General features: G+C 58.0%; 23 protein-coding genes. 5 read left to right on the forward strand and 18 right to left on the reverse strand.

Annotated elements, in window-relative coordinates:
• Positions 1–155 precede the first annotated feature (155 nt).
• Together D8U82_RS10705 and D8U82_RS10710 are read right to left on the reverse strand one after the other, a co-directional pair.
• Positions 156–1781 carry a methyl-accepting chemotaxis protein gene (locus D8U82_RS10705; protein ID WP_130902183.1) on the reverse strand — a complete coding sequence of 542 codons (1626 nt, stop codon included), beginning with the start codon at positions 1779–1781 and terminating at the stop codon, positions 156–158.
• Between the two features lie 138 nt (positions 1782–1919).
• Positions 1920–2966, reverse strand: a complete 1047-nt coding sequence (locus D8U82_RS10710; RefSeq protein WP_130902184.1) for an amidohydrolase family protein — start codon at positions 2964–2966, stop codon at positions 1920–1922.
• Positions 2967–3095: 129 nt separating this feature from the next.
• On the opposite strand from D8U82_RS10710, the gene D8U82_RS10715 reads away from it, so the two are divergent.
• Entirely contained in the window at positions 3096–3512 is a 417-nt protein-coding gene (locus D8U82_RS10715; protein WP_130902185.1) for an OsmC family protein, read from the forward strand.
• A 61-nt stretch (positions 3513–3573) separates the two neighbouring features.
• Entirely contained in the window at positions 3574–4440 is an 867-nt protein-coding gene (locus tag D8U82_RS10720; protein ID WP_130902186.1) for a pirin family protein, read from the forward strand.
• Positions 4441–4640: 200 nt separating this feature from the next.
• Here D8U82_RS10720 and D8U82_RS10725 read toward each other — a convergent pair whose 3' ends face one another.
• The 4 genes from D8U82_RS10725 to D8U82_RS10740 form a co-directional block, all read right to left on the reverse strand.
• Positions 4641–5369 carry a dienelactone hydrolase family protein gene (locus D8U82_RS10725; protein ID WP_130902187.1) on the reverse strand — a complete coding sequence of 243 codons (729 nt, stop codon included), beginning with the start codon at positions 5367–5369 and terminating at the stop codon, positions 4641–4643.
• Between the two features lie 69 nt (positions 5370–5438).
• A complete protein-coding gene (htpG, locus tag D8U82_RS10730) occupies positions 5439–7343 on the reverse strand; it encodes a molecular chaperone HtpG (RefSeq protein WP_038861952.1) in 1905 nt (634 codons plus the stop codon).
• Between the two features lie 82 nt (positions 7344–7425).
• Positions 7426–7878, reverse strand: a complete 453-nt coding sequence (locus tag D8U82_RS10735) for a PaaI family thioesterase (RefSeq protein ID WP_016773686.1) — start codon at positions 7876–7878, stop codon at positions 7426–7428.
• On the reverse strand, positions 7875–8351 hold the full coding sequence (locus D8U82_RS10740) for a PaaI family thioesterase (RefSeq protein WP_024012154.1): 477 nt from the start codon (positions 8349–8351) through the stop codon (positions 7875–7877). The genes D8U82_RS10735 and D8U82_RS10740 overlap by 4 nt, the downstream gene beginning before the upstream one ends.
• Before the next feature lie 158 nt (positions 8352–8509).
• On the opposite strand from D8U82_RS10740, the gene D8U82_RS10745 reads away from it, so the two are divergent.
• Positions 8510–8746 carry a hypothetical protein gene (locus tag D8U82_RS10745; protein ID WP_007959016.1) on the forward strand — a complete coding sequence of 79 codons (237 nt, stop codon included), beginning with the start codon at positions 8510–8512 and terminating at the stop codon, positions 8744–8746.
• Positions 8747–8807: 61 nt separating this feature from the next.
• Here the strand turns inward: D8U82_RS10745 and D8U82_RS10750 are convergent, their stop codons facing one another.
• Both D8U82_RS10750 and D8U82_RS10755 read right to left on the reverse strand, forming a co-directional pair.
• Entirely contained in the window at positions 8808–9209 is a 402-nt protein-coding gene (locus tag D8U82_RS10750) for an MAPEG family protein (protein WP_016773683.1), read from the reverse strand.
• Positions 9209–9946 carry a DUF599 family protein gene (locus D8U82_RS10755; protein WP_016773682.1) on the reverse strand — a complete coding sequence of 246 codons (738 nt, stop codon included), beginning with the start codon at positions 9944–9946 and terminating at the stop codon, positions 9209–9211. Before D8U82_RS10755 ends, D8U82_RS10750 begins: the two co-directional genes overlap by 1 nt.
• Before the next feature lie 233 nt (positions 9947–10179).
• Between D8U82_RS10755 and D8U82_RS10760 the strand changes: the two genes are divergently transcribed.
• Positions 10180–11409 (forward strand): hypothetical protein, encoded by a 1230-nt coding sequence (locus D8U82_RS10760; protein WP_130902188.1) that lies wholly within the window; start codon positions 10180–10182, stop codon positions 11407–11409.
• A gap of 96 nt (positions 11410–11505) precedes the next feature.
• Here D8U82_RS10760 and brnQ read toward each other — a convergent pair whose 3' ends face one another.
• The 10 genes from brnQ to sdhC all read right to left on the reverse strand — a co-directional run bounded on the left by brnQ (position 11506) and on the right by sdhC (position 24662).
• Positions 11506–12819: a branched-chain amino acid transport system II carrier protein gene (brnQ, locus tag D8U82_RS10765; RefSeq protein ID WP_016773681.1), complete on the reverse strand. Its 1314-nt coding sequence runs from the start codon at positions 12817–12819 to the stop codon at positions 11506–11508.
• 482 nt (positions 12820–13301) lie between these two features.
• Positions 13302–14186, reverse strand: coding sequence for a succinate--CoA ligase subunit alpha (sucD, locus tag D8U82_RS10770; protein WP_130902189.1), 885 nt, complete (start codon positions 14184–14186; stop codon positions 13302–13304).
• Complete coding sequence (gene sucC, locus D8U82_RS10775; protein ID WP_016773679.1) at positions 14186–15352, reverse strand: ADP-forming succinate--CoA ligase subunit beta; 1167 nt, start codon at positions 15350–15352, stop codon at positions 14186–14188. The genes sucD and sucC overlap by 1 nt, the downstream gene beginning before the upstream one ends.
• Before the next feature lie 182 nt (positions 15353–15534).
• Positions 15535–16971, reverse strand: coding sequence for a dihydrolipoyl dehydrogenase (gene lpdA / locus D8U82_RS10780; RefSeq protein ID WP_016773678.1), 1437 nt, complete (start codon positions 16969–16971; stop codon positions 15535–15537).
• Positions 16972–17079: 108 nt separating this feature from the next.
• On the reverse strand, positions 17080–18306 hold the full coding sequence (gene odhB, locus D8U82_RS10785) for a 2-oxoglutarate dehydrogenase complex dihydrolipoyllysine-residue succinyltransferase (protein WP_125927004.1): 1227 nt from the start codon (positions 18304–18306) through the stop codon (positions 17080–17082).
• Positions 18307–18350: 44 nt separating this feature from the next.
• Positions 18351–21182, reverse strand: a complete 2832-nt coding sequence (locus tag D8U82_RS10790; protein ID WP_041479560.1) for a 2-oxoglutarate dehydrogenase E1 component — start codon at positions 21180–21182, stop codon at positions 18351–18353.
• Between the two features lie 251 nt (positions 21183–21433).
• Positions 21434–22138, reverse strand: coding sequence for a succinate dehydrogenase iron-sulfur subunit (locus D8U82_RS10795; RefSeq protein WP_016773675.1), 705 nt, complete (start codon positions 22136–22138; stop codon positions 21434–21436).
• An 11-nt stretch (positions 22139–22149) separates the two neighbouring features.
• The gene (sdhA, locus tag D8U82_RS10800; protein WP_024012149.1) at positions 22150–23922 is read right to left on the reverse strand and encodes a succinate dehydrogenase flavoprotein subunit; all 1773 of its coding nucleotides are present in this window, start codon (positions 23920–23922) and stop codon (positions 22150–22152) included.
• Between the two features lie 3 nt (positions 23923–23925).
• On the reverse strand, positions 23926–24294 hold the full coding sequence (sdhD, locus tag D8U82_RS10805) for a succinate dehydrogenase, hydrophobic membrane anchor protein (RefSeq protein WP_008049683.1): 369 nt from the start codon (positions 24292–24294) through the stop codon (positions 23926–23928).
• On the reverse strand, positions 24288–24662 hold the full coding sequence (sdhC, locus tag D8U82_RS10810) for a succinate dehydrogenase, cytochrome b556 subunit (RefSeq protein WP_016773673.1): 375 nt from the start codon (positions 24660–24662) through the stop codon (positions 24288–24290). The genes sdhD and sdhC overlap by 7 nt, the downstream gene beginning before the upstream one ends.
• 363 nt (positions 24663–25025) lie before the next feature.
• On the opposite strand from sdhC, the gene gltA reads away from it, so the two are divergent.
• On the forward strand, positions 25026–26315 hold the full coding sequence (gene gltA, locus D8U82_RS10815) for a citrate synthase (RefSeq protein ID WP_003222994.1): 1290 nt from the start codon (positions 25026–25028) through the stop codon (positions 26313–26315).
• The last annotated feature ends 15 nt before the right edge of the window (positions 26316–26330 follow it).

The following is a 26330-nucleotide window of genomic DNA, read 5'->3' on the forward strand; positions in this document are numbered from 1 at the left end:
CCAGCCCTCTCCCGAGGGAGAGGGAGCCGACCGAGGTGACTGCCGCTAACCATCGAGCTGAGAAACCGAGTCGAATATGGATTCCAAAGCATCGCAGGATTAGTCCCCTCTCCCTCCGGGAGAGGGTTAGGGTGAGGGGCTTTTGAAGGTCAAACTCACACCGAAAACCGCGCCACCATCCCGTTCAGATCCACCGCCAACTTCGACAACTCCTGACTCGCCGCACTGGTCTGATTGGCCCCCGCCGATGTCTGCATTGCCAGATCACGAATATTCATCAGATTGCGATCCACCTCGCGCGCCACCGCTGCCTGCTCTTCCGAGGCGCTGGCGATGACCAGATTGCGCTCGTTAATCAAGGTAAACGCCGAGGCAATTTCGTCCAGGGCCGAGCCTGCGCTCTTCGCCAGCTCGAGGGTCGAGCGTGCCCGAGAATTGCTCTGCTGCATCGAGCTGACCGCCGAATCGGTGCCCTGCTGAATCCCGCCGATCATCTGCTCGATTTCCTGGGTCGACTGCTGGGTGCGATGAGCCAGCGCCCGCACTTCATCCGCCACCACTGCAAAGCCACGCCCGGCATCGCCGGCGCGCGCGGCTTCGATCGCGGCGTTGAGGGCGAGCAGATTGGTCTGTTCGGCGATCGAGCGAATCACGTCCAGCACTTTGCTGATGCCATGAACCTTTTGCGCCAGCGCCTCGACCTGCGCGGCATTATTGGTGACATCGCCAGCGAGAAACTCGATCGACGTCACCGTCTGCTGCACTTGCTCGCGCCCTTGGCGGGCGATGCGGTCGGATTCGCGGGAAGCTTCAGACGTGGCCACGGCGTTGTTCGCCACCTCTTCCACCGCTGCTGTCATCTGGTTGACCGCAGTGGCGGCCTGTTCGATTTCCTGACTTTGCTGATGCAAGCCGCGAGTGGCGTCTTCAGTGACGCTGCTGAGTTCTTCGGCAGCCGAGGCCAATTGCGTGGACGACTCGGAGATTCGGCGGATCGTGTCGCGCAGATTGTGCTGCATGCTTTTCAGCGCTTGCAGCAGACGCGCCGGCTCGTCTTTGCCAACGATGTGAATGTCACCGGTCAAATCCCCACCGGCCACCACTTCGGCCACGCTGAGCGATTGCGACAACGGCACGACAATGCTGCGCGTCAGCAGCAACGCCAGGCCGACGGTAATCAGCGCAGCCATGGCGATCATTACTGCGACCCACACCCGCGATTGTTTGAAGACCAAGCGCGCTGCCTCAGTGGCGAGACCGGCATTTTGCTTGTTCAACTCGACCAGATCGCGCAGAGTCAAAGCAATCTCATCGGCCAGCGGACTCATCTGATCATTGAGAATCGCCGAAGCGTCTGCCACCCGATTCTGCGCTGACAGCTGCAGGACTTGCGCCTGCAGTTCCAGGTATTTGTGCTCGGCAACCTTGAAGCGATCAAACAGCGCGCGCTCTTCCGGCAAAACGATCAACGCGTCATAACGCTGCTGCGCTTCGCTCAAGCCACTGCGCAGCTCGTCGAGCTTGGCGACATTCTGCTCCAGTGCCTTGGGGTCACGGTTGAGCAACAGGCGCATGGTCAGTGCGCGCAGGCGCAGCATGTCCTGACTCATCTCACCGACCGCCATCACGCTTGGCAGCCAGTTGTTGTCGACTTCATCGGACTGCGCACGCATGTTCGACATTTGCAGCAAGGCGAACGCGCCAAGGGCAAACACCATCAGGGCCAGCAGGCCAAAACCGAGACCGGCACGCGGGGCAATATTGAGACTACGGATATTCATCACTCTGGCTCCTTCCAAAAGCGCTGCATCAGCCTGCAGCGGGTTGCTTTAGAAGGTATCGGCATTGCCGTGAAATTGCATAAGACGAAAAAGCGATAGGCAGACGAGCGGCTAGTCCGAACCCGTGGCTTTGACGTTTCAGCGCGGAGCAGCGGGTTTTTCTGTGTTGCGCGGCAGTATTGCCAGGAAGTTATCGCGCGCGACTTTGCGCGCCACCGCCTCCGGCAGCGCATCGAGAAATGGTTTGTAGCTGTGCATTTCCTCACCGAGCTTGTTGAACCGTCCTACCACGTCAGAGCCGAGCATGAAGCGCTCGGGATACTTTTCCACCAGCGCCAGCCATTCGGCGCGCGGCTTGCCCTGCTCGTCCAGCAAGTACGGCGTGAGCATGCTCCACGACAGGTCGATAAACAGGTTTGGATAAGCCTCAAGCATGCGCGTCAGGGTTGGCAACAAAAACGGTAATTGCGTTTGATGCCGATGAATCTCGGCGCTGGTGCCGGCGTGCGCCCAGATGAATCGCGTGTGCGGATGATTGCGCAGCGGCTCTTCAACTTCCTTCAGATAGAGCGGATTTTTCTCACGCTTGGAGGTGATGTTGGAATGCAGCATCACCGGCAGATCGTTTTCCGCGGCGAGGTGATAGATCTTGGTCATCGCCTCGTTGTTGGCCCGGGGTGTGTCGCCGGAGGTCAGCGCCGTCAGATCATCGTGCCGGGTGAACACCTCGCCAATGCCCTGCCACAACCCCGGATACAGATCGAGCATGCGCTGAATGTGCGCGGCGGAATTCTTGTCATTGGGATTGAAGCCGGACAGGAATGGATGAAAGTACTGGCGCTGCTCCGGCGCCAGTTTCTGCACCGCATCGGCAATGATCACATCGGTGGCGCTGTACCAATAGGCATCGGCGTCATCGCCGGCGTAATAACGCGGGCGCTTGGGTTCGTCTTCATGCCATTTCTTCGCCACGGGAATGCCGGAAATCATCACGTGCTCGATGGAATTTTCTTTCATTGCCGTGAGCAATTTCTGCATGCCGGCGCTTTCCTGGAAAAAATCCACGTAATGCAGGTGCGCATCGCTGTAGGTGTATTCGCGGGCACTGGCGCTGCCAGCGAACAGCAGCAGACAGGCAAGACTCAGACGAGACAAGGACACAAGTAATCTCCGGCAGATGGGCATAGCCTAGACCGCGCCCGAACGACAAGGGTTCATCCCTGCCGAAAAGCGGAACGCCCACTGCCGCGAATGCTCTATAACTGCAAGGTCTGCTTTGATCGAACGATTTCTCCTGCCGCCTGTGAGGTTTCCATGACTGTTACCGTCAATACCGTCTCTGCCGAAGGTTTTCGTCACACCGTCCAGATCGACGACCACGAATTGTTTGCCGATGTACCGAAAACCGCCGGAGGTGGAGGCACCGCACCAGAGCCACACGATTACTTCGACGCTGCGCTGGGCGCCTGCAAAGCGCTGACTGTGAAGATGTATGCGAAGAAAAAAAACATCCCGCTGACAGGCGTGGGAGTCGAGGTAAAGCGCGACAACAGCCAGGAACAGAAAGGCAAATACGCCCTGCATGTCACCCTTACCCTTAAAGGCGTACTCACCGACGCCCAGCGCGAGGAACTGCTGCGTGTGGCCGATCGCTGCCCGATTCACAAATTGATGACCACCAGCGAAGTCAGCATCGAAACTCACGCACCACAAGGCTTCGACAGCCAATAATCCTCCCGATGCCAGCGGCGGGTTATGCTTCTGGCATCACCCGCTCAGCCTGGAATGCACCATGGACACGCCACTCCTGATCATCCGCCCGCGCGCCGAAGACGTTGAAGGCCAGCCGATTCTGCGCCCGCTGCCGTCAGCCAAATGCCGCAACGTCGGGCCTTTCGTGTTTTTCGACCACATGCTCGAAACGATTTATCCGACGGGCAAAGGTATGGACATCCGACAGCATCCGCACATTGGCCTGTCGACACTTACCTATCTGTTCGAAGGGCAATTGCAGCACAAGGACAGTCTGGGCTCCGATCAAGTGGTCGGCGCCGGCGATGTCAGCTGGATGACCGCTGGCAGCGCCATCGCCCACGTCGAGCGCACGCCTGCGCCACTGCTCGCCGAAACCTTCACCCTGCACGGCCTGCAAGTCTGGCTGGCCTCGCCCAAGGCGCACGAACAGGGCCCGGGGCATTACAGCCATCACCCGGCAGCGACGTTGCCGGTCAGCGATAACCTTGGCGTGCAGATTCGCATGATTGCCGGGTCAGGCTTTTGCCTGGAATCGCCGGTGCCGGTGCTTTCTCCTACGTTGTATGCGGAAGTGAAGATGCAGACCGCGACCACATTGCTGATTCCGGCCGAGCATGAAGAACGCGCGGTGTATGTGTTGAGCGGGGATGCGCAGTTGAATGGCGAGGCGATCGAGCCGCATGCGCTGGTGGTGTTGCCGGCCGGCGAAGAGATGAGCCTGTTTGCCGAAAGCGATGTGCACGCGGTGGTGTTCGGCGGCGCGGCACTGGACGGACCGAGACGGATCAATTGGAATTTTGTTGCTAGTGATCCGGCGGCGATTGATGAGGCACGGCGCAAGTGGGCGGCCAAGGATTGGCCGACGGTGCCGGGGGAAGTCGAGCGGATCGAATTACCGCGCTAGGCCGCTTACCCTCACCCCAGCCCTCTCCCAGAGGGAGAGGGCTGGGGTGAGGTGTCTTGCGTTATACATCGACCTGAAAAATCTCGGCGATTATGGATTCGCCTATTCACGTTCAGGTCGACGCCACTCCCGAGCCCCCCCAATCAGTCCCCTCTCCCTCCGGGAGAGGGCTAGGGTGAGGGGTTTTTCGCTTTTCGCTTTTAACCGTTGAACACTTCATCCAGCAGATCATGCATCGACTTGAACGCGCGCTTGGCGGTCTTTTCGTCGTACATCATCTTGCCCGGTACGTTGGCGTGCGGATCGGTAAACGAGTGCACCGCGCCGCCGTAGCTGAACAGTTGCCAGTCGACCTTCGCTGCGTTCATTTCCTCTTCGAACGCTGGCAGTTGCTCCTTCGGCACCAACGGATCGGATGCGCCATGCAGCACCAGCACCGAGCCCTTGATGTTCTGCGCATCCGCCGGGTTCGGCGAATCCAGCGTGCCGTGGAACGACACCGCCGCTTTCACCGGCGCACCCGTGCGGGCCAGGTCCAGCGCACAGCAACCACCGAAGCAGAAACCGAACACCGCCAGTTTCGAAGTATCCACCGCGGCTTCGCCCTGGCTCTGCAATTGCTCGAAAGCCACTTGCAGACGTTTGCGCAACAGCGCGCGGTCGTCCTTGAGCGGCATCATCGCTGCCAGCGCCTCATCAGCGTTCTGCGGACGCACGCTCTGGCCGTAGACATCCGCGATCAGCACCACGTAACCCTTGGCCGCTACCGCTTTGGCGATGTCTTCGGCACCGGCGCTGACGCCCATCCAGTTCGGCGCCATCAGCAAACCCGGGCGCGCAGCCTTATGCTCGGCATCGAACGCCAGGCGACCTTCATAGGCCTGGCCGTCAATCTGATAGACCACGGAACGTACAGTGACTTGGCTCATTTCTGACTCCTGATTGAGTAAACACCAGAACGAAAAAACCCGCCGAAGCGGGTTTTTCCTACAACGTGATCAAACCGACAGTTCAACCAGCAGCTTGTTCAGCCGGCGCACGTAAGCGGCCGGATCCTTCAAGCTGTCGCCCGCCGCCAGGGCGGCCTGATCGAAGAGGATGTGCGACAGGTCGCCAAAACGCTCTTCGCTCTGCTCGCCATCGAGTTTCTCGATCAGCGGGTGGCTCGGGTTGAATTCGAAAATCGGCTTCGAATCCGGGACTTTCTGCCCGCTGGCTTCGAGGATCTGGCGCATTTGCAGGCCCAGGTCCTGTTCGCCGATGGCCAGAATGGCCGGCGAATCGGTCAGACGATGGGATACGCGGACTTCAGCCACGGAATCACCCAGAGCAGTTTTCAGACGCTCGACCAGGCCTTCTTTGGACTTGGCGACTTCTTCTGCGGCTTTCTTGTCCTCTTCCGAGTCCAGATTGCCCAGATCGAGGTCACCGCGCGCCACATCGACAAACGTCTTGCCGTCGAATTCGCTGAGGTAGCTCATCAGCCACTCGTCGATGCGATCGGTCAGTAGCAGCACTTCGATGCCTTTCTTGCGGAAGACTTCCAGGTGCGGGCTGTTCTTGACCTGCGCGTAGGTTTCGCCGGTGAGGTAGTAGATCTTGTCCTGACCTTCCTTGGCGCGGGCCAGGTAGTCAGCCAGACCGACAACCTGCTCGCCGTCGTCGCCCTGGGTCGATGCAAAACGCAGCAGACCGGCAATTTTTTCTTTGTTGGCGAAATCTTCTGCCGGGCCTTCTTTCATGACCTGACCGAAGTTTTTCCAGAAGCCTTTGTATTGCTCAGGCTCGTTCTTCGCCAGTTTTTCCAGCATGTCGAGCACACGCTTGGTCAGCGCGGTTTTCATCGAATCGATGATCGGGTCTTTCTGCAGGATCTCACGCGACACGTTCAGCGACAGGTCGTTGGAATCGACCACGCCTTTGATGAAGCGCAGGTACAGCGGCAGGAACGACTCGGCCTGATCCATCACAAACACACGCTGCACGTACAGCTTCAGGCCTTTCGGCGCTTCACGCTGGTACAGGTCGAACGGTGCGCGGGCCGGCACGTACAGCAGCGAGCTGTACTCGAGCTTGCCCTCAACCTTGTTGTGGCTCCACGACAGCGGATTTTCGAAGTCGTGAGCGATGTGTTTGTAGAACTCCTGGTATTCCTCGTCTTTGACTTCAGTGCGCGGACGGGTCCACAGGGCGCTGGCACGGTTGACGGTTTCCCATTCAACGGCTGGAGCCTCTTCGCCTTCGGCCGCAGTGACTTCCTTCGGCAGTTCGATCGGCAAAGCGATGTGGTCGGAGTACTTCTTGATGATGTTGCGCAGACGCCAGCCATCAGCGAATTCGTCTTCGCCGGATTTCAGGTGCAGGACGATGCGGGTGCCGCGCTCTGGCTTGTCGATGGTGGCGACTTCGAACTCGCCCTCGCCTTTCGACGACCAGTGCACGCCTTCGCTGGCGGCAGTGCCGGCGCGACGGCTGTAAACGTCAACCTTGTCGGCGACGATGAAGGCCGAATAGAAGCCGACACCGAACTGGCCGATCAGGTGCGAATCTTTCTTCTGATCGCCGGACAGGTTTTTCATGAAGTCGGCGGTGCCGGATTTGGCGATGGTCCCCAGGTGGGTGATCACATCGTCACGGTTCATGCCGATACCGTTGTCTTCGAGGGTGACGGTCTTGGCGTCCTTGTCGAAGCTCACACGGATTTTCAGGTCAGCGCCACCTTCGAGCAACTCAGGCTTGGCCAGGGCTTCGAAGCGCAGCTTGTCGACAGCGTCAGAGGCGTTCGAGATCAATTCGCGAAGGAAAATTTCCTTATTCGAATACAGCGAATGGATCATGAGGTGCAGCAGCTGCTTTACCTCGGTCTGGAAGCCCAGGGTTTCCTTTTGAGTTTCCACACTCATGGTCATCAAACTCCAATCAGATGGCAGTGGCCGCGACCCGAAATGGTCTGCGGCGGGTTGTCATCTGAGTTGGGGGCGCTGTTCAGGATTTCAAGGGCTCATCAATTTTGAAGTGCGCGCGGGCGGTGGCGATCGGTTCGGCCTCGGTACTCTGCCAGGCAGTGACCGCTACGTTAGCGACGCGACGGCCCTGACGGCAGACCTGACACCTGGCCCAAGTGTCGCGAAACTGCCCGGCGCGCAGGTAATCGAGGGAAAAATCGATGATCTTCGGCACACCCGGCGTGCCGGTGAAAATCAGCAAATGCAGGGCTGCGGCCAGCTCCATGAACCCGGCAATCACGCCACCATGGATCGCCGGTAATAAAGGGTTACCAATGTTGTCCTTGTTCGCCGGCAGCTTGAACAGCAACTCATCGCCGACTCGCGAGCATTCGATACCGATCAGCCCGGCATAAGGAATCAACGCCAGCAGCGGCGCGTAATCGCCCTGCGCGTGAGCCTGTTGCAGCTGCTCCCTGAGATCGTTGCTCATTGGCTCGCTCCCTTGATCGCGCCCGCGAAACCCTTGCTGCCCTTCAGACCGATGCCCATGCGCATGAATGTGCCGACGACGTGGGCAATCGGTTGCTCGGGATCGTCCTGGTAAGCAAAACCACGGGCAAAGATCACGTCGGTGGTCACGCGATAGCACTGGGCAAAGCCGTACACCGCTTTGTTCGGTTCAGCGGCGTGCATGTAGTCAATGCGCAGATCGAGGGTCGGACAGACTTCGAACTCCGGCAGCACGCAAAGGGTCGACATGCCGCAGGCGGTGTCCATCAATGAAGTGATGGCGCCGCCATGAATGACACCGGTTTCGGGATTGCCGACGATTTTTTCGCTGTACGGCAGGATCACCGTCAGCCCTTCGCTGGAGGCACTGTGCACTTGCAGACCCAAGACCTGACAGTGTCGCAATGCCGATAAAAAGCGCGTCGCGCGCTCAAAAACGGGGTTTTCGGCCATGTGATAATTACTCGCGTTTGGGCCTTGTGCCAGTAGTGAGAAAAGCGGCAAAAGTTCCGTGATAAAACAAACTTATATATCTGAAACAATTGAGGAACTTAACCCGTAGCGCCGAGTTCTTAAGGCCAGTAGTTATTTTCCATAAGGAGATACACCCCATGCGTAAGACTTTAGCTATTGCCTTGATGTTGACCGCTTCCCTCGGTCTCGCTGCCTGCGATAAAAAATCCGAGGACAAAGCTCAAGATGCCAACCAACATGCTGAGCAAGCTCAGCAAGACATGAACAAAGCTCAGGATAAAGTGAACGACGCAGCAAAAGAAAACGCCGAAGCTGCCAAAGCTCAGGCTGAATCGAACGCCGCTGCTCAAGAAGAAGCCGCCAAAAAGCAATAAGCTTTGTGGTGTGAAAGAAAACCCGCCAAGTGCGGGTTTTCTTTTGCCTGCGATTTACCGGTTAGAGCAACACGGTTCTAAAAGTCGGACTAATCATCAGCAACAACGAACAGATGAAGCCAACTAGCCACATCAGGCTGCGCAACTTCGCCAGATCCGCCAGATAGAACCACAGATAGAACACTCGCGAGATCACGAAGATGATCGCCAGCGCATCGATCAGCCAACCCGCGGTTTGCGTGGTGTGCGCCATCAGCACACCGACCGCGAACAGAATGAAGGCCTCGATGCTGTTCTGATGGGCCGCCAGCGCCCTCGCACCGAAGCCGGTCAACTGCGCCTGCTGCTGCCGAGGCAAGTGATTGTCATACCCGCCCTGCTCTTTCATGGCCTTGGCCACCGGCATGCGCGCCACGTAGATCAATAAAGCACTGATAAACACACACCAGAACGGAATACTCATCAAACAGCCTCTTTGTTCGCCTCAGGGACGGGCGCCTCTGTAGGGGTATAGACCATGACATCGAGAACGTCGGAATGAAACTCGCGGCGATACAACACCACCACCACGCCCGCGCTCATGATCATGAACAGCCACGGGCTGACGAACCACGCCAGCATGCTCATGCCGAAGTAATAAGAGCGCAGGCCGAAGTTGAACTGGTTGGCCGCCATCGAAATCACCCGCGCCGCCCGTGAAGCGAAGGCCTTGCGTTCCTGCTCGGTCACTTGGCGCTCGCCGATCATCGGCGCTGAACCGACCAGAATCGCCGCGAAGTTGTATTGGCGCATGCACCAGCTGAAAGTAAAGAACGCATAGACGAACACCAGTGCCAGGCACAGCAACTTGATCTCCGACATGCCTTGCGAGGCCTGTTGCACCATCGGAATATCCGCCAACAACGACACAGCTCGGTCGGACGCACCGAGCACGGTGAGAATACCGGCGAGGATGATCAGCGTGCTGGATGCGAAGAACGAGGCGTTGCGCTCCAGATTGCCGATCACGCTGGCATCGGCGATGCGGTTGTCACGCAGCAGCATGCGGCGCATCCAGTCTTCGCGGTAAAGGTGCAACACGCTGGCCAGACACGCCGTATCACGGGCCTTCCAGGTGGCATAACGGGTGTAACCGCCCCAGCAGACGACAAACCAGACGGCGGCGAGCAAGTGGATCAGATTGGCTTGGATGAACGACATTCGTTGTCCTGAGCAAGAGGAATGATGGAGGGAACACTTCGTTTCGACGTGTTGGCTCGTAAAAAGACACGCTCATTGAAGAGTCAAATACATTCAAAAATAGACCGCAGCTATCAGCTTTCAAAGGCTTATACCTGTCAACTCTGACAGTAGCGCCGAGGGTATGGCGAGGCATAAGGTCGTTTTCTCAAACGGGAACACTGACCGCTCCCCTATCAGACAAGGATTTGAGCATGACACCTTTGAACGCTGCGCTGCCCATTGACACAACGTTTGGCAACCGGGGGTACGCCGATTCATTTGCTGCGGGAAGCCAGGCTTTGAACATCGCAGGCTTGCGCCCGGATGGAAAGATCCTTCTCGTGGGACAAACTGTTGTAGAGGGCAAGGTCAGTTTTCATTTGGCGCAATTACTGGCGGACGGTACTAACGATACTGGCTTCAACGAAAACGGTTTGATCGTAGGTACGTTTACAGGTTCGGGACAAGCCAGCGGAACTGGCGCCTGTCTTTATAAAGACGGTAAGGCGCTGCTTTTTGGGTATCAATATGATGAGGACCAAGGAACTCGATTTGCCCTTGCCAGATTCTTCGCTGATGGTGCAAGAGATCGCGATTTCGGTCCCGATGGGACGGTTTACGTCCCTTTCCTGCCACAGTCCGAATCGCAATTGCCAAAACCGGAAGCTTCCATCAAGTCGCAATCCAGAACCAGGTTAGTACTGACTGCTGATGAAAAAATCCTCGTCGGTCAAAGCGACCGACTGTTCAGACTTGATCAGAAAGGAGATTTCGATACCGCTTTCAACAACAAAGGCTGGCTGGACCTTGCAATGGGCATTGCTTCGATTTCAGTGGCAGAGGATGGAGTAATCACAGTCGCAGGTTCGAGGGCTGGAGAAGGAAAGATTGTGCGCCTGAACGTCGATGGAACATCCCATAAAGACTTCGGCGATGATGGCACCGGGACCGTCTACATTCCATCGGATTACCCGGCCAGCGTACGAAGCCTGATGTTACGTGCTGACGGCAGCTTCTTTGTTGCTGGCCAGGTCGACACATCTCCTGACGACGTTTGGGGTAAAGGACGCAAAGCAATGATGGCCGCGTACAACCCGAACGGTAGACCAAATCTCGCATTCAATCAGGGTAAGCCTGTAGTCACTGATCTTGGATTAACCGACGGTTGCACTTTGTTCGATCTAAGTGGGGAGCCTGAGGATGGCTTGGTTGTGGTGGGGAGTACAGGGCAAATAACCAGGGAGCAAATGCTTGCCTGCCGCTATCTGGCAACGGGTGAACTGGACACAACCTTTGGAGATGGCAAGGGATACGTAACTCACTCTATGGGGCCCGGTATGCAATGGATCTCGGTGGCAGTGCAGCCCGACAAGCGAATACTCCTGAGCCGTGACAGCGACAACGTCAATGTGGGAGCTCTGGTCGTACGTTATCTGGGCTGAGGATTATCAGCTCTGATAAAAAATGCCCCGTATCGATTGATACGGGGCATTTCTGTTTAACCGGGGCTGACCCACTTGTGGCGGGTCCGAACCCCGTCAGGCAGTGACTTCGCTGCGCTTGCCCAGCAGGCGATCACAGACCACGGCGACTACCAGGGTCATCACGCACGGGACCAGCCACGCCAGACCCTGCTCGCTCAGCGGCAGATGGGTCAGCTGAGTTGGCATCCAGTCAGCCAGACCAGCGCCTTTCAGGGCGTCGATGGTGCCGAAAACGAAGGAAACCAGCATCACCGGGCCAAGAATGCGCCCGTGCTCATGCCAGAAATCCTTGCAGAAGCTCAGTGCGACCAGAACGATGCACGGCGGGTAGATCGCGGTGAGTACTGGAATCGAGAAAGCAATCAGCTTGGTCAGACCAAGGTTGGAGACCAGCAGCGAGAACGCTGCGAGGATAATCACCAGCGTCTTGTAGGACAGTGGCAGCACACGGCTGAAGTACTCAGCACAGGCACAGGTCAGGCCAACCGCCGTGACCAGACACGCCAGCGAGATCAGCACCGCAAGGAAACCACTGCCCAGCGAACCGAAGGTGTGCTGCACGTAGGCATGCAACACCGCCGCGCCGTTGGTGGCGCCGACCGCGACTTCATGGCTGCCGGAACCGAGGCGGAACAGGCTGACGTAGACCAGCGCCAGACCGACGCCGGCAATCAGCCCGGCAATGATCGCGTAACGGGTGATCAGCGCTGGCGACTCGACGCCACGGGAGCGGATCGCGTTGACGATAACGATGCCGAATACCAGTGCGCCAAGGGTATCCATGGTCAGGTAACCATTGATGAAGCCTTGGGAAAACGGTGCCGCCACATACTCTGGAGTGCCGTGACCGATGTCACCCGCCGGCAAGGCGAACGCGGCGATGCCCAGTACTGCCAGCGCAATGATTTTCAGCGGCGCGAGGAAGCGGCCCACGGTATCCAGCAAACGCCCAGGGTAGAGCGAAATGAAGAACACCAGCAGGAAGTACACCGAGCTGTAGAGGAACAGCGCCAGCGGGCTCTCGCCGGTCAACGGCGCCAGACCCACTTCGAAGGAAACGGTCGCGGTACGCGGAGTGGCGAACAGCGGACCCACAGCCAGATAGCATGCCGCCGCGAGGATACCGCCGGCGATCTTGCCGATCGGGCTGCTCAGCGCATCCATCGCGCCGCCGACCTTGGCCAGCGCCACCACGGTGACCACCGGCAAACCAACGGCGGTAATCAGAAAGCCCAGCGCAGCCATCCAGACGTGAGGTCCGGCCTGCAAGCCGACGATCGGCGGGAAAATGATGTTACCGGCCCCGACAAACAGGGCAAACGTCATAAAACCAAGTGCCAGGATGTCCTGACCTTTCAAAACTTTCATTAAGGTAATACCACACTACTGAAATCGGAATTTAGAGGGGGATTGCCCTGTTGGATTAGGGAAATGCTGTCGATCCGTATGGGACTGACCCTTAAAGCGCGTGGCTGCCTTGTGGGCGGCGGACGCAAAAATGGCTGCCAGCCTAACGAATTTGGCTGACAAACGCACTGTTGGAGGGCGAACTATCCGATACGCGACGTTTCCGTGTCGCGTTTACATATCTATTTTTCATACAGAGAACACGTATTCATCACAGCAAACCTGTGGCGAGGGGATTTATCCCCGCTGGACTGCGCAGCAGTCCCAAAGAATCCGAGCTGGAACTGCCTGACTGATCATGGACGCTAGCATAGGGGCCGCTTCGCAGCCCAGCGGGGATAAATCCCCTCGCCACAACAGCGCTCAAAATTCTCATACGCCAGAAACGACAAAGGCCACCCGAAGGTGGCCTTTGCTGCTGGAGCTAAAAAGTCAGCCGAAGCTTACTTCTTCACTTCCCAGCCAGTCAGCTCGGCCAAGGCCTTGCCGATGTCTGCCAGCGAACGCACGGTTTTAACGCCTGCATCTTGCAGCGCAGCGAATTTCTCGTCTGCAGTGCCTTTGCCGCCAGAGATGATTGCGCCAGCATGGCCCATGCGCTTGCCCGGAGGAGCAGTCACACCAGCGATGTAGGAAACAACCGGCTTGGTCACGTTAGCCTTGATGTAGGCAGCCGCTTCTTCTTCAGCCGAACCGCCGATCTCGCCGATCATCACGATCGCCTCGGTCTTCGGGTCTTCCTGGAACAGCTTCAGGATGTCGATGAAGTTAGAACCCGGGATCGGGTCACCGCCGATGCCGACGCAAGTCGACTGACCGAAACCGGCGTCAGTGGTCTGCTTCACAGCTTCGTAGGTCAGGGTGCCGGAACGCGAAACGATACCGACCTTGCCTGGCAAGTGAATGTGACCTGGCATGATGCCGATCTTGCATTCGCCTGGGGTGATCACGCCTGGGCAGTTAGGGCCGATCAGGACTACGCCCAGCTCGTCGCACTTAACTTTGGCGTCCAGCATGTCCAGGGTAGGAATGCCTTCGGTGATGCAGACGATCAGCTTGATGCCGCCGAATGCCGCTTCCAGGATCGAGTCCTTGCAGAACGGAGCCGGAACGTAGATCACGCTGGCGGTAGCGCCAGTGGCAGCTACTGCGTCTTTAACGGTGTTGAACACTGGCAGACCCAGGTGCTCGGTGCCGCCCTTGCCTGGAGTTACGCCACCAACCATCTTGGTGCCGTATTCGATGGCTTGCTGGGTGTGGAAACTACCTTGCGAACCGGTAATACCCTGGCAGATAACTTTGGTGCCTTTATTGATCAGGACGCTCATTATTTGCCCTCCGCAGCTTTGACAACTTGTTGAGCAGCGTCGGTCAGGCTGGTAGCAGCGATGATGTTCAAACCGCTTTCTGCCAGTACTTTAGCGCCCAGCTCAGCGTTGTTGCCTTCAAGGCGAACAACAACCGGGATTTTCACGCCGACTTCTTTCACAGCGCCGATGATGCCTTCGGCAATCATGTCGCAGCGAACGATGCCGCCGAAGATGTTGACCAGTACTGCCGCGACGTTCTGGTCGGACAGGATGATCTTGAACGCTTCAGTAACGCGTTCCTTGGTAGCGCCACCACCTACGTCGAGGAAGTTGGCTGGCTTGCCGCCATGCAGGTTGACGATGTCCATGGTACCCATGGCCAGACCGGCACCGTTGACCATGCAGCCGATGTTGCCTTCCAGGGCTACGTAGTTCAGTTCGAACTTGGCAGCGTGCGCTTCGCGCGGATCGTCCTGCGACGGATCGTGGAAAGCCTTCAGCTTAGGCTGACGGTACATGGCGTTGGCGTCGATGTTGATCTTCGCGTCGAGGCAGTGCAGATCGCCGTCAGCCTTGATCACCAGCGGGTTCACTTCCAGCAGAGCCAGGTCGTGGTCTTTGAACAGCTTGGCCAGTCCGACGAAGATCTTGGCGAACTGAGTGACCTGCTTGCCTTCCAGACCCAGCTGGAATGCCAGCTCGCGACCCTGGGATGGCTGAGCGCCAACCAGTGGATCGATAGTGGCCTTGAGAATTTTTTCTGGAGTGTCGTGAGCGATTTTCTCGATGTCCACGCCACCTTCGGTGGAAGCCATGAACACGATGCGACGGCTCGAACGGTCAACGACAGCGCCCAGGTACAGCTCTTTAGCGATATCAGTGCACGATTCAACCAGGATCTTGGTGACTGGCTGGCCATTGGCGTCAGTCTGGTAAGTCACCAGACGCTTGCCCAGCCACTGCTGTGCGAAGGCTTTGGCGTCTTCTTTGCTGCGAACCAGCTTTACGCCGCCCGCTTTACCGCGACCACCGGCGTGAACCTGGGCTTTGACGACCCACTCGTTGCCGCCGATCTTGTCGCAAGCTTCTGCTGCTGCTTCCGGGGTGTCTACTGCATAACCAGTGGAAACTGGCAGGCCGTATTCAGCGAACAGCTGCTTACCCTGATACTCGTGAAGATTCATGCTTTTTACCGTCTTCGTTAGGTACTGCGCATTCGGCGCTGCGCTCGTTTGAGTGCCGCGCCACCTGTGACTGCTGCTTGCGTAGCTGGGCTACGCAAGACTGCGTCCGGCGGACATTCCGCGGTGAGTCTTGCTCGCAAGGCTCACGACGGGCCGTTGCCGCCGTGGTTTCTTATTATGTCTTAACGCTTCTTGCGGTTGGCAATGTGAATGGCGCCGCCATTCACTGCCAGAGCAGCTTCGTGCAAGGCTTCGGACAGGGTCGGATGGGAGAAGACCATCATGCCCAGGTCTTCAGCGCTGGTGCCGAATTCCATACCGATCGCGCCCTGCTGAACCAGTTCTGCAGCGCTCGGGCCAATCACGTGCACGCCCAATACGCGGTCGGTCTTGGCATCGGCGATGACCTTGACGAAACCACCGGTATCGTTGGCAGCCATGGCACGGCCGGAAGCGGCGAACGGGAAGGTGCCGACGTTGACTTCAACGCCTTCGGCCTTCAGCGCCTGCTCGGTTTTGCCAACCCACGCGATTTCCGGGTGAGTATAAATAACCGAAGGGATCAAATCATAGTTCATCTGAGCCTTGTGGCCCTTGATGCGCTCGACAACCATGATGCCTTCTTCGGACGCCTTGTGGGCCAGCATCATGCCGCGAACCACGTCACCGATGGCGAAGACGCCCGGTACAGCTGTGACGCAATGGTCATCGACCGCGATGAAACCGCGCTCGTCGATTTCCACGCCGCAGTCGGCAGACAGCAGATCAGTGGTCACCGGACGGCGACCAACGGCTACGATCAGCTTGTCGAAAGTGATGGTCTGTTCGCCGTTGGCATCGGTGTAGTTGACGACGACTTCTTCGCCGTTGACTTTCGAACCGGTAACGCGAGCGCCCAGCTTGATGTCCAGACCCTGTTTGGTCAGGGTTTTCAGCGCTTCCTTGGAAACAGCGGTGTCCGCTGCCATCAGGAAAGTGTCCAGTGCTTCGAGAACAGTCACTTCTGCACCCAGACGCGACCATACCGAACCCAGCTCCAGACCGATCACGCCAGCGCCGATCACGCCCAGACGTTTAGGTACGGACTGGAATTCCAGAGCGCCAGTCGAATCGACGATGACTTTCTGGTCAACCGGAGCCGGTGGAATGTCGATCGGACGCGAACCTGGCGCGAGGATGACGTTTTCCGCTTCGATGACTTCAACCGAACCGTCCGGCTTGGTGACTTCGACTTTCTTGCCGGCCAGCAGCTTGCCGTGGCCCTGGATCGAAGTAACGCCGTTGGCCTTGAACAGGGTGGCAACGCCGCCGGTCAGGTTCTTGACGATGCCAGCCTTGCGGCCAACCATCGCAGCGACGTCCATTTTGACTTCGCCGGTCGAGATACCGTGAACGTTGAAGCTCTCTTTGGCTTCCTTGTATTTCCACGAGCTGTCGAGCAGCGCCTTGGAAGGAATGCAACCCACGTTCAGGCAGGTACCGCCCAGGGCTTGCTTGCCCTCTGCGTCGGTGTACTTCTCGATGCAGGCAGTGGTCAGGCCCAACTGAGCAGCCTTGATGGCCGCTACATAGCCACCAGGGCCGGCACCGATCACTACTACGTCAAATTTCTGCGACATTCAAAAAATCCTCTTTAGCAATAAAGCTACAAGCCGCAAGCTTCAAGCTGCAAGTCCACCCGCTCGCCTTGAGCTTGAGGCTTGTAGCTGAAAGCTTGCAGCTGCTTTTTAGATATCCAGCAACAGACGAGCCGGATCTTCCAGCAGGTTCTTGATGGTCACCAGGAAGGTCACAGCTTCTTTGCCATCGATCAGGCGGTGATCGTAGGACAGAGCCAGGTACATCATCGGACGGATCACGACCTGACCGTTGATGGCCATCGGACGCTGGATGATGTTGTGCATGCCCAGAATCGCTGCCTGCGGCGGGTTGACGATCGGTGTCGACATCATCGAACCGAAGGTACCACCGTTGGTGATGGTGAAGGTACCACCGGTCATCTCGTCCATCGACAGTTTGCCGTCACGGGCTTTCTTGCCAAATGTTGCGATGCCGCCTTCGATTTCAGCCAGGCTCATCAGCTCGGCGTTACGCAGAACCGGTACCACCAGGCCACGGTCGCTGGAAACGGCAACGCCGATGTCCGCATAGCCGTGGTAAACGATGTCGCCGCCGTCGATCGACGCGTTGACAGCCGGGAAGCGTTTCAGCGCTTCGGTGGCCGCTTTCACGAAGAACGACATGAAGCCCAGGCGTACGCCGTTGTGGGACTTCTCGAACAGGTCCTTGTACTTCGAACGCAGGGCCATGACTTCGGTCATGTCGACTTCGTTGAACGTGGTCAGCATCGCCATGTTCGACTGGGCTTCAACCAGACGCTTGGCCACGGTGGCACGTACGCGAGTCATCGGTACGCGCTTCTCGATGCGGTCGCCAGCAGCGAACACAGGCGCAGCAGCCGAAGGAGCAGCAGCCTTGGCAGGCGCGGCAGCCGGAGCGGCTTTCTTCGCAGCAACTGCTGCTACCACGTCTTCCTTGGTCACACGACCGCCCTTGCCGGTGCCGGCAACGGAAGCGATGTTGATGCCGTTCTCTTCAGCCAGCTTGCGCGCGGCAGGAGCTGCGATCGGGTCATCTTCGCCATCGGCAGCAGCCGGTGCGGCAGTGGCAGTAGCAGCCGGAGCAGCAGCGGCGGCAGGAGCGGCAGCAGCAGCGCCGCCCTCTTCGATCGAGCCCAGGACCTGGTTCGACAGAACGGTAGCGCCCTCTTCGGCAACGATTGCGCCCAGCACGCCGTCTGCTTCAGCCAACACTTCGAGCACGACTTTGTCGGTTTCGATGTCGACGATCAGGTCGTCACGCTTGACGGCCTCACCTGGTTTCTTGTGCCAGGTGGCAACGGTGCCATCGGCAACCGATTCCGGGAATGACGGGGCTTTGATTTCGATAGCCATTATCTGTGGGTCCTTAAAATTCGGTTTCAGTCAGCGCGAAGGCGTTAAACAGTGAAAGCATCTTGCAGCAGTTTTTCCTGCTGCTCGGCGTGCATCGATGCGTAACCACAAGCTGGCGCAGCCGAAGCCTCACGGCCCGCGTACTCAAGTACGAGAGTCTTGTCGAGGTTGGCGATGCTGCGACGCAAGTGATGCTGGCTGCAGTACCAGGCACCCTGGTTCATCGGCTCTTCCTGACACCAAACGGCGTGTTTGACGTTGGTGTATGGAGCCAGGACTTCTTTCAAGTCGTCCTCAGGGAACGGATACAGCTGCTCGATACGCACGATGGCGATATCTTCGCGGCCTTCGGCACGGCGTTTTTCCAGCAGGTCGTAGTAGACCTTGCCGCTGCACAGAACCACGCGCTCGACCTTTTTCGGGTCCAGTGCATCGATTTCCGGGATCACGGTCTGGAACGAACCTTCGGCCAGATCTTCCAGTGTCGAGATGGCCAGCTTGTGGCGCAGCAGCGACTTCGGCGTCAGCACGACCAGCGGCTTGCGCAGCGGACGGATCACCTGACGACGCAGCAAGTGGTAGATCTGCGCTGGCGTGGTCGGCATGCACACCTGAATGTTGTGCTCGGCGCACAGCTGCAGGTAACGCTCAAGACGTGCCGAGCTGTGCTCAGGGCCTTGGCCTTCGTAACCGTGTGGCAGCAGCATGGTCAGACCGCAGAGACGGCCCCATTTGTGCTCGCCGCTGGTGATGAACTGGTCGATCACGACCTGAGCACCGTTGGCGAAGTCACCGAACTGGGCTTCCCAGATCACCAGCGCGTTTGGCGTGGTGGTCGAGTAACCGTATTCGAATGCCAGTACCGCTTCTTCAGAGAGGAACGAGTCGTACAGGTCGAAACGTGGCTGACCGTCGTACAGGTTCTGCAGCGGAATGTAGGTGCCCGCGTCTTTCTGGTTATGCAACACAGCGTGACGGTGCGAGAACGTACCGCGGCCGATGTCCTGACCGGTCATGCGGATCGGGTGACCTTCGAACGCCAGGGTCGCGTACGCCATGGTTTCGGCGTAACCCCAGTTGATCGGCAGGCCGCCGGCTTGCATCTTCTGACGGTCTTCGTAGATCTTCGCGACCTGACGCTGAACGACGAAGCCTTCCGGAATTTCCAGCAGCTTGGCGGACAGTTCTTGCAGGGTCTTGAGATCGAAACGCGTGTCGTGACGCGCGGTCCAGGCGTGGCCCAGGTACGGACGCCAGTCGACGAACAGTTCTTTGTTCGGCTCTTTGACCAGCGATTTCACCACGTGCAGACCGTTGTCCAGCGCGTTGCGGTATTCGTCGACCTTGGCCTGAACACGTTCAGCGTCGAGCACACCGGCCTGGGTCAGGCGATCAGCGTACAGCTCACGGGTGGTGCGCTGCTTGGTGATCTGCTGATACATCAGGGGCTGGGTGCCGCTTGGCTCGTCGGCCTCGTTGTGGCCGCGACGACGGTAGCAGACCAGATCGATCACCACGTCACGCTTGAACTGCATGCGGTAGTCGATGGCCAGTTGGGTCACGAACAGCACGGCTTCCGGATCATCACCATTCACATGGAGGATCGGCGCCTGGATCATCTTGGCAACGTCGGTGGCGTACTCGGTGGAGCGCGAGTCCAGCGGGTTGCTGATGGTGAAACCAACCTGGTTGTTGATCACGATGTGCACGGTACCGCCGGTCTTGAAACCGCGGGTCTGCGACATCTGGAAGGTTTCCATGACCACGCCCTGACCGGCGAATGCCGCGTCACCGTGGATGGAGATCGGCAGAACTTTCTCACCGGTCAGGTCGTTGCGACGGTCCTGACGGGCGCGCACCGAACCTTCAACCACCGGGGAAACGATTTCCAGGTGGGACGGGTTGAACGCCATGGCCAGGTGAACTTCACCGCCGGTGGTCATCACGTTGGACGAGAAGCCCTGGTGGTATTTAACGTCACCGGAACCCAGCTCGACCTTCTTCTTGCCTTCGAACTCGTCGAACAGCTCGCGCGGGTTCTTGCCGAAGGTGTTGACCAGTACGTTCAGACGGCCACGGTGGGCCATGCCGATGACGACTTCCTTGGTGCCGTACGAGCCGGAACGCTGGATCAGTTCGTCGAGCATCGGAATCAGGCTTTCGCCGCCTTCCAGACCGAAACGCTTGGTGCCCGGGTATTTGGTGCCCAGGTATTTTTCCAGGCCTTCACCGGCAGTCACGCGCTCAAGCAGGTGGCTCTTGATGTCGGCGGAGTACGTCGGACGACCACGCACGCTTTCCAGACGCTGCTGGAACCACTGGCGCTGCTCGGAATCGGTGATGTGCGTGAATTCAGCGCCGATGGTGCGGCAATATGTCTGCTGCAACGCTTCGTGAATTTCGCGTAGGCTCGCTTCCTCTTTGCCGATGAACAGGTCGCCGGCACGGAAGGTCGTATCAAGATCGGCATTGGTCAAGCCGTAATGATTGATCGACAGGTCTGCAGGTGCAGGACGCTGCCACAGTCCCAGCGGGTCAAGCTGGGCTGCCTGGTGGCCACGCATACGGTAGGCCTGGATCAATCGCAGCACTTCAACTTGCTTCTTCTCGTGCTCACTGCTCACGCTGCCGGCGGAAACCGGTTGGGCGCGGCGCTGGTTCTTTGCCAGCAGCACGAAATGATCGCGAATCGTCGAGTGCGAAACATCAGTGGCAGAGTTGCCGTCGGCTGGCAACTTCTGAAAGTAGGTGCGCCACTCTTCTGGCACAGCGTTAGGGTCGTGCAGGTAGAGCTCATAAAGCTCTTCCACATAGGCAGCGTTTCCACCTGAAAGGTAGGCGCTGTTCCACATGCGCTGCATCACGCTTTCTTGCATGCTTGGTCACCCTCGGTTAGGGGAACACCATCGGTGTCGACACCGAGCAAACTTGCAGAAGTCCGAATGCAGCGACTAAAACAAGCCACCTAGGATCACACTGATAGTCCGGGTACCAGCCCGGATGCCCCTGCTTGTCTCATTTCTTCAAAAGAAGAGCTGCAGCTTATGGCTACGGCTCTGGTTATAGCCATGACGCGGGTTGAAGCCCGCGCCACAGCCTCTACGGTGCAACGGTTACAGCAGCTGAATCACACGCCGCTCGAAAGCAGCATGTTACGGATGTGACCGATGGCCTTAGTCGGGTTCAGGCCTTTCGGACATACGTTGACGCAGTTCATGATGCCCCGGCAGCGGAAAACGCTGAACGGGTCGTCAAGTGAAGCCAGACGCTCGCTGGTCTTGGTGTCGCGGCTGTCTGCCAGGAAGCGGTAGGCTTGCAGCAGCGCAGCTGGACCCAGGAACTTGTCCGGGTTCCACCAGAAGGACGGGCAAGAGGTCGAGCAGCAGGCGCACAGGATGCACTCGTACAGACCGTCGAGCTTTTCGCGCTCTTCTGGCGACTGCAGACGCTCGATGGCCGGAGCCGGCGTGTCGTTCTGCAGGTAAGGCTTCACCTTCTCGTATTGCTTGTAGAAGATGCTCATATCGACGACCAGGTCACGGATAACCGGCAAACCTGGCAGCGGACGAACGATCAGCTTGTTGCCTTTTACAACGGCAGACAGCGGCGTGATGCAGGCCAGACCGTTCTTGCCGTTGATGTTCATGCCGTCGGAGCCGCAGACGCCTTCACGGCAGGAGCGACGATAGGAGAAACCTTCGTCCTGCTCTTTGATCAGGGCCAGCACGTCCAGCACCATCAGGTCTTTACCACCGGTATCGACCTGGAAATCCTGCATGAACGGCGCGGCGTCCTGATCAGGGTTGTAGCGATAAACACTGACTTGCAACATGGCGGTCACCCTTAATAAGTCCGGACTTTAGGTTCGAAAGTCGGAACAGTCTTCGGCGAGAAGTTCACGGCACGCTTGGTGACGCGCTTGTCACCCGGGAAGTACAGGGTGTGGCACAGCCAGTTTTCGTCATCACGGTCTTCGAAGTCTTCACGGGCGTGAGCGCCGCGGGACTCTTTACGTACTTCGGCCGCGATGGCGGTAGCTTCAGCCACTTCCAGCAGGTTCTGCAGTTCCAGCGCTTCGATACGTGCAGTGTTGAACGCTTGCGACTTGTCGTTGATCTTCACGTTGGCGATACGCTTGCGCAGATCGGCCAGCTGAGCGATGCCCTTCTGCATGTATTCGCCGGTACGGAATACACCGAAGTAGTTCTGCATGCAGCTTTGCAGCTCGCGACGCAGGGTGGCAACGTCTTCACCGTCGGTACGGTTGTTCAGCGCGTTCAGACGCGACAGTGCAGCTTCGATGTCGGACTCGGTAGCGTCGTCGTATTCGATGCCATCGGTCAACGCCTTTTCCAGGTGCAGGCCGGCAGCGCGACCGAAGACCACCAGGTCGAGCAGCGAGTTGCCGCCCAGACGGTTCGCACCGTGAACCGATACGCAAGCCACTTCGCCTACCGCGAACAGGCCAGGAATGATCTGGTCCTGACCTTCGGCGTTCTGGGTGATCGCCTGGCCATGAATGTTGGTGGCAACGCCGCCCATCATGTAGTGGCAGGTCGGCACAACCGGAACCGGAGCAACGACCGGGTCAACGTGGGCGAAAGTCTTCGACAGTTCGCAGATGCCTGGCAGACGGCTGTGCAGCACTTCCTCGCCCAGGTGGTCGAGTTTGAGCATTACGTGGTCGCCATTCGGACCGCAACCGTTGCCGGCGATGATTTCCTTGACCATCGAACGGGCAACCACGTCACGACCTGCAAGGTCTTTCGCGTTCGGAGCATAACGCTCCATGAAACGCTCGCCGTGCTTGTTGATCAGGTAACCACCTTCACCACGGCAACCTTCGGTAACCAGTACACCGGCGCCGGCGATGCCGGTCGGGTGGAACTGCCACATTTCGATGTCTTGTACCGGCACGCCAGCACGCAGAGCCATGCCGACGCCGTCACCGGTGTTGATCAAGGCGTTGGTGGTGGACGCGTAGATACGGCCTGCACCGCCAGTGGCCAGAACGGTGGCCTTGGCACGGATGTAGGAGGTTTCGCCGGTTTCGATGCAGATCGCGATCACACCAACGAATTCGCCTTCCTGGTTTTTCACCAGATCAACAGCGTAGTACTCGTTGAGGAACGTGGTGCCGGCTTTCAGGTTGCCCTGATAAAGCGTGTGCAGCAGCGCGTGACCGGTACGGTCGGATGCAGCACAGGTACGTGCAGCCTGACCGCCCTTGCCGTAGTCCTTGGACTGGCCACCGAACGGACGCTGGTAGATGCGGCCTTGCTCGGTACGCGAGAACGGCAGACCCATGTGGTCCAGCTCGAAAACAGCGGCCGGGCCTTCCTGACACATGTATTCGATAGCGTCCTGGTCACCGATGTAGTCGGAACCCTTGACGGTATCGTACATGTGCCAGCGCCAGTCATCGTTCGGGTCGGCGGAAGCGATGGCGCACGTGATGCCGCCCTGCGCGGACACAGTGTGCGAACGGGTCGGGAAAACCTTGGTGATCACCGCAGTCTTGTGGCCGCCCTGTGCCAGCTGCAGCGCAGCGCGCATGCCGGCACCGCCACCACCAATAATGATGGCGTCGAAAGAAATCGTTGGAATGTTAGCCATGAATCAGATACCCCAGAGAATCTGCACACCCCAGACGAAGTAAGCGAACATCGCAACGCCGCATACTGCCTGGAAAAGGAAACGTATCGCCGTTGCGGACTTGCCGAACGCCATTGGCGTCAGGTAGTCGGTCGCGATGGTCCACATGCCGACCCAGGCGTGAGCGCCCAGAGCAACAAGGGCCAGCAGGCTGAAAATACGCATTCCGTTGTGAGCGAACAGTTCATGCCACTGGGCATACTCGAGGCCAGGGTTGGCGACGATGTATCCGATCAGAAAGATGAAGTAAGCCGCGAGAACGACCGCAGACACACGCTGTGCCATCCAGTCATAGAGGCCCGAACGCGACAGGTTAGTGACGTTAGTTACCATATCCAGACTCCTGCCAGAACGATTACCACCACGGAAACGGCGATAACGATTTTCGAGCCCAGTTTGCCGCCTTCCAGCGTCTCACCGATGCCCATGTCCATGATCAAGTGGCGCACACCGGCTACCAGGTGATACAGCAGAGCGGACAGGATGCCCCAAATCACTAGCTTGGCTAGCGGACTGGTCAGACACGCTTTCACCTGACCGAAGCCTTCCTCGGAGCTCAGCGACTTGTCCAATGCGTAAAGCATGATGGCAAGGCACACGAAGAGGATGACACCGGAGATACGGTGAAGAATGGACGTGTAAGCAGTGACTGGGAGTTTGATGGTCCTTAGGTCTAGGTTTACAGGTCGTTGGCTTTTCACGGCTTTTTTTTCACACTGAAGAGCCCCTAACAATCAGGGCAAAGTTGTTGGGGAGTGCACTGGTCAGGTAACCACCACCCAGGGATGCGACCCCCAATGAAAGCAAGCCCAAAAGCCCTTGGCGGTCGGTGGCCGAGTATAGACAGTTAGGCTACTAATGACAACGCGTTCACCTACCCCCAATAGCGGATTGCACAAGTTGCATAAAAGGCGTAAATGGCAGGCAATTTCGAGGAAAAAGTCGGCTTAAAGCCTTCTGGAGCAAGACTTTAGGCAAATTGACATTCGAATTTATCTCACTATAGTGGTGCGGGCCCTGCGTGGGGGGTCTGTCTGATGGTTCAAGCATAAATAGGAGGCCACATGGCTGACAAAAAAGCGCAGTTGATCATCGAGGGCGCAGCCCCCGTCGAGCTGCCCATTTTAACCGGCACCGTTGGTCCCGATGTAATTGATGTTCGGGGCCTGACGGCCACGGGCCGCTTCACTTTCGACCCGGGTTTCATGTCGACCGCTTCGTGCGAATCGAAAATCACCTATATCGACGGCGACAACGGCATTTTGTTGCACCGCGGCTACCCGATCGAACAGCTGGCTGAAAAGTCGGACTACCTGGAAACCTGCTACCTGCTGCTCAACGGCGAATTGCCGACCGCAGAACAGAAGGCCCAGTTCGTCAGCACCGTGAAAAACCACACCATGGTTCACGAACAGCTGAAAACCTTCTTCAACGGTTTCCGTCGCGACGCCCACCCGATGGCCGTCATGTGCGGTGTAGTCGGCGCCCTCTCGGCCTTCTACCACGACTCCCTGGACATCAATAATCCGCAGCATCGCGAAATCTCCGCGATCCGTCTGGTTGCGAAGATGCCGACCCTGGCAGCGATGGTTTACAAGTACTCCATGGGCCAACCCATGATGTACCCGCGCAACGACCTGACGTACGCGGAAAACTTCCTGCACATGATGTTCAACACCCCGTGCGAGATCAAACCGATCAGCCCGGTACTCGCCAAGGCCATGGACCGGATCTTCATCCTCCATGCCGACCACGAGCAGAACGCTTCGACCTCCACCGTGCGTCTGGCCGGCTCTTCGGGTGCCAACCCGTTCGCCTGTATCGCCGCCGGTATCGCCGCACTGTGGGGCCCTGCCCACGGCGGTGCGAACGAAGCCGTGCTGACCATGCTCGACGAGATTGGCGATGTGTCGAACATCGACAAGTTCATCGCCAAGGCCAAGGACAAGAACGATCCGTTCAAGTTGATGGGCTTCGGTCACCGCGTCTACAAGAACCGCGACCCTCGCGCGACTGTCATGAAGCAGACCTGCGACGAAGTGTTGAAGGAACTGGGCATCAACAACGATCCGCAACTCGAACTGGCCATGCGCCTGGAAGAGATCGCGTTGACCGACCCGTACTTCATCGAGCGCTCGCTGTACCCGAACGTCGACTTCTACTCGGGGATCATCCTCAAGGCGATCGGCATTCCAACCAGCATGTTCACGGTGATTTTCGCCCTGGCGCGTACCGTGGGCTGGATTTCGCACTGGAAAGAAATGCTCTCGAGCCCGTACAAGATTGGCCGTCCGCGCCAGCTGTACACTGGTTACGAGTCGCGTGACATCACCAAGCTGGAAGATCGCAAATAAGGGTTTTTCTTTTTT

Source organism: Pseudomonas sp. Sample_23 (genome assembly GCF_004307595.1).
Classification (GTDB): domain Bacteria; phylum Pseudomonadota; class Gammaproteobacteria; order Pseudomonadales; family Pseudomonadaceae; genus Aquipseudomonas; species Aquipseudomonas atacamensis.

What these genes read in the sequence shown, in the direction of transcription:
- D8U82_RS10705 (WP_130902183.1), bottom strand. Translation starts at nt 1,781, where the DNA reads ATGAATATCCGTAGTCTCAATATTGCCCCGCGTGCCGGTCTCGGTTTT.
- D8U82_RS10710 (WP_130902184.1), bottom strand. Translation starts at nt 2,966, where the DNA reads ATGCCCATCTGCCGGAGATTACTTGTGTCCTTGTCTCGTCTGAGTCTT.
- D8U82_RS10715 (WP_130902185.1), top strand. Translation starts at nt 3,096, where the DNA reads ATGACTGTTACCGTCAATACCGTCTCTGCCGAAGGTTTTCGTCACACC.
- D8U82_RS10720 (WP_130902186.1), top strand. Translation starts at nt 3,574, where the DNA reads ATGGACACGCCACTCCTGATCATCCGCCCGCGCGCCGAAGACGTTGAA.
- D8U82_RS10725 (WP_130902187.1), bottom strand. Translation starts at nt 5,369, where the DNA reads ATGAGCCAAGTCACTGTACGTTCCGTGGTCTATCAGATTGACGGCCAG.
- htpG (WP_038861952.1), bottom strand. Translation starts at nt 7,343, where the DNA reads ATGAGTGTGGAAACTCAAAAGGAAACCCTGGGCTTCCAGACCGAGGTA.
- D8U82_RS10735 (WP_016773686.1), bottom strand. Translation starts at nt 7,878, where the DNA reads ATGAGCAACGATCTCAGGGAGCAGCTGCAACAGGCTCACGCGCAGGGC.
- D8U82_RS10740 (WP_024012154.1), bottom strand. Translation starts at nt 8,351, where the DNA reads ATGGCCGAAAACCCCGTTTTTGAGCGCGCGACGCGCTTTTTATCGGCA.
- D8U82_RS10745 (WP_007959016.1), top strand. Translation starts at nt 8,510, where the DNA reads ATGCGTAAGACTTTAGCTATTGCCTTGATGTTGACCGCTTCCCTCGGT.
- D8U82_RS10750 (WP_016773683.1), bottom strand. Translation starts at nt 9,209, where the DNA reads ATGAGTATTCCGTTCTGGTGTGTGTTTATCAGTGCTTTATTGATCTAC.
- D8U82_RS10755 (WP_016773682.1), bottom strand. Translation starts at nt 9,946, where the DNA reads ATGTCGTTCATCCAAGCCAATCTGATCCACTTGCTCGCCGCCGTCTGG.
- D8U82_RS10760 (WP_130902188.1), top strand. Translation starts at nt 10,180, where the DNA reads ATGACACCTTTGAACGCTGCGCTGCCCATTGACACAACGTTTGGCAAC.
- brnQ (WP_016773681.1), bottom strand. Translation starts at nt 12,819, where the DNA reads ATGAAAGTTTTGAAAGGTCAGGACATCCTGGCACTTGGTTTTATGACG.
- sucD (WP_130902189.1), bottom strand. Translation starts at nt 14,186, where the DNA reads ATGAGCGTCCTGATCAATAAAGGCACCAAAGTTATCTGCCAGGGTATT.
- sucC (WP_016773679.1), bottom strand. Translation starts at nt 15,352, where the DNA reads ATGAATCTTCACGAGTATCAGGGTAAGCAGCTGTTCGCTGAATACGGC.
- lpdA (WP_016773678.1), bottom strand. Translation starts at nt 16,971, where the DNA reads ATGTCGCAGAAATTTGACGTAGTAGTGATCGGTGCCGGCCCTGGTGGC.
- odhB (WP_125927004.1), bottom strand. Translation starts at nt 18,306, where the DNA reads ATGGCTATCGAAATCAAAGCCCCGTCATTCCCGGAATCGGTTGCCGAT.
- D8U82_RS10790 (WP_041479560.1), bottom strand. Translation starts at nt 21,182, where the DNA reads ATGCAAGAAAGCGTGATGCAGCGCATGTGGAACAGCGCCTACCTTTCA.
- D8U82_RS10795 (WP_016773675.1), bottom strand. Translation starts at nt 22,138, where the DNA reads ATGTTGCAAGTCAGTGTTTATCGCTACAACCCTGATCAGGACGCCGCG.
- sdhA (WP_024012149.1), bottom strand. Translation starts at nt 23,922, where the DNA reads ATGGCTAACATTCCAACGATTTCTTTCGACGCCATCATTATTGGTGGT.
- sdhD (WP_008049683.1), bottom strand. Translation starts at nt 24,294, where the DNA reads ATGGTAACTAACGTCACTAACCTGTCGCGTTCGGGCCTCTATGACTGG.
- gltA (WP_003222994.1), top strand. Translation starts at nt 25,026, where the DNA reads ATGGCTGACAAAAAAGCGCAGTTGATCATCGAGGGCGCAGCCCCCGTC.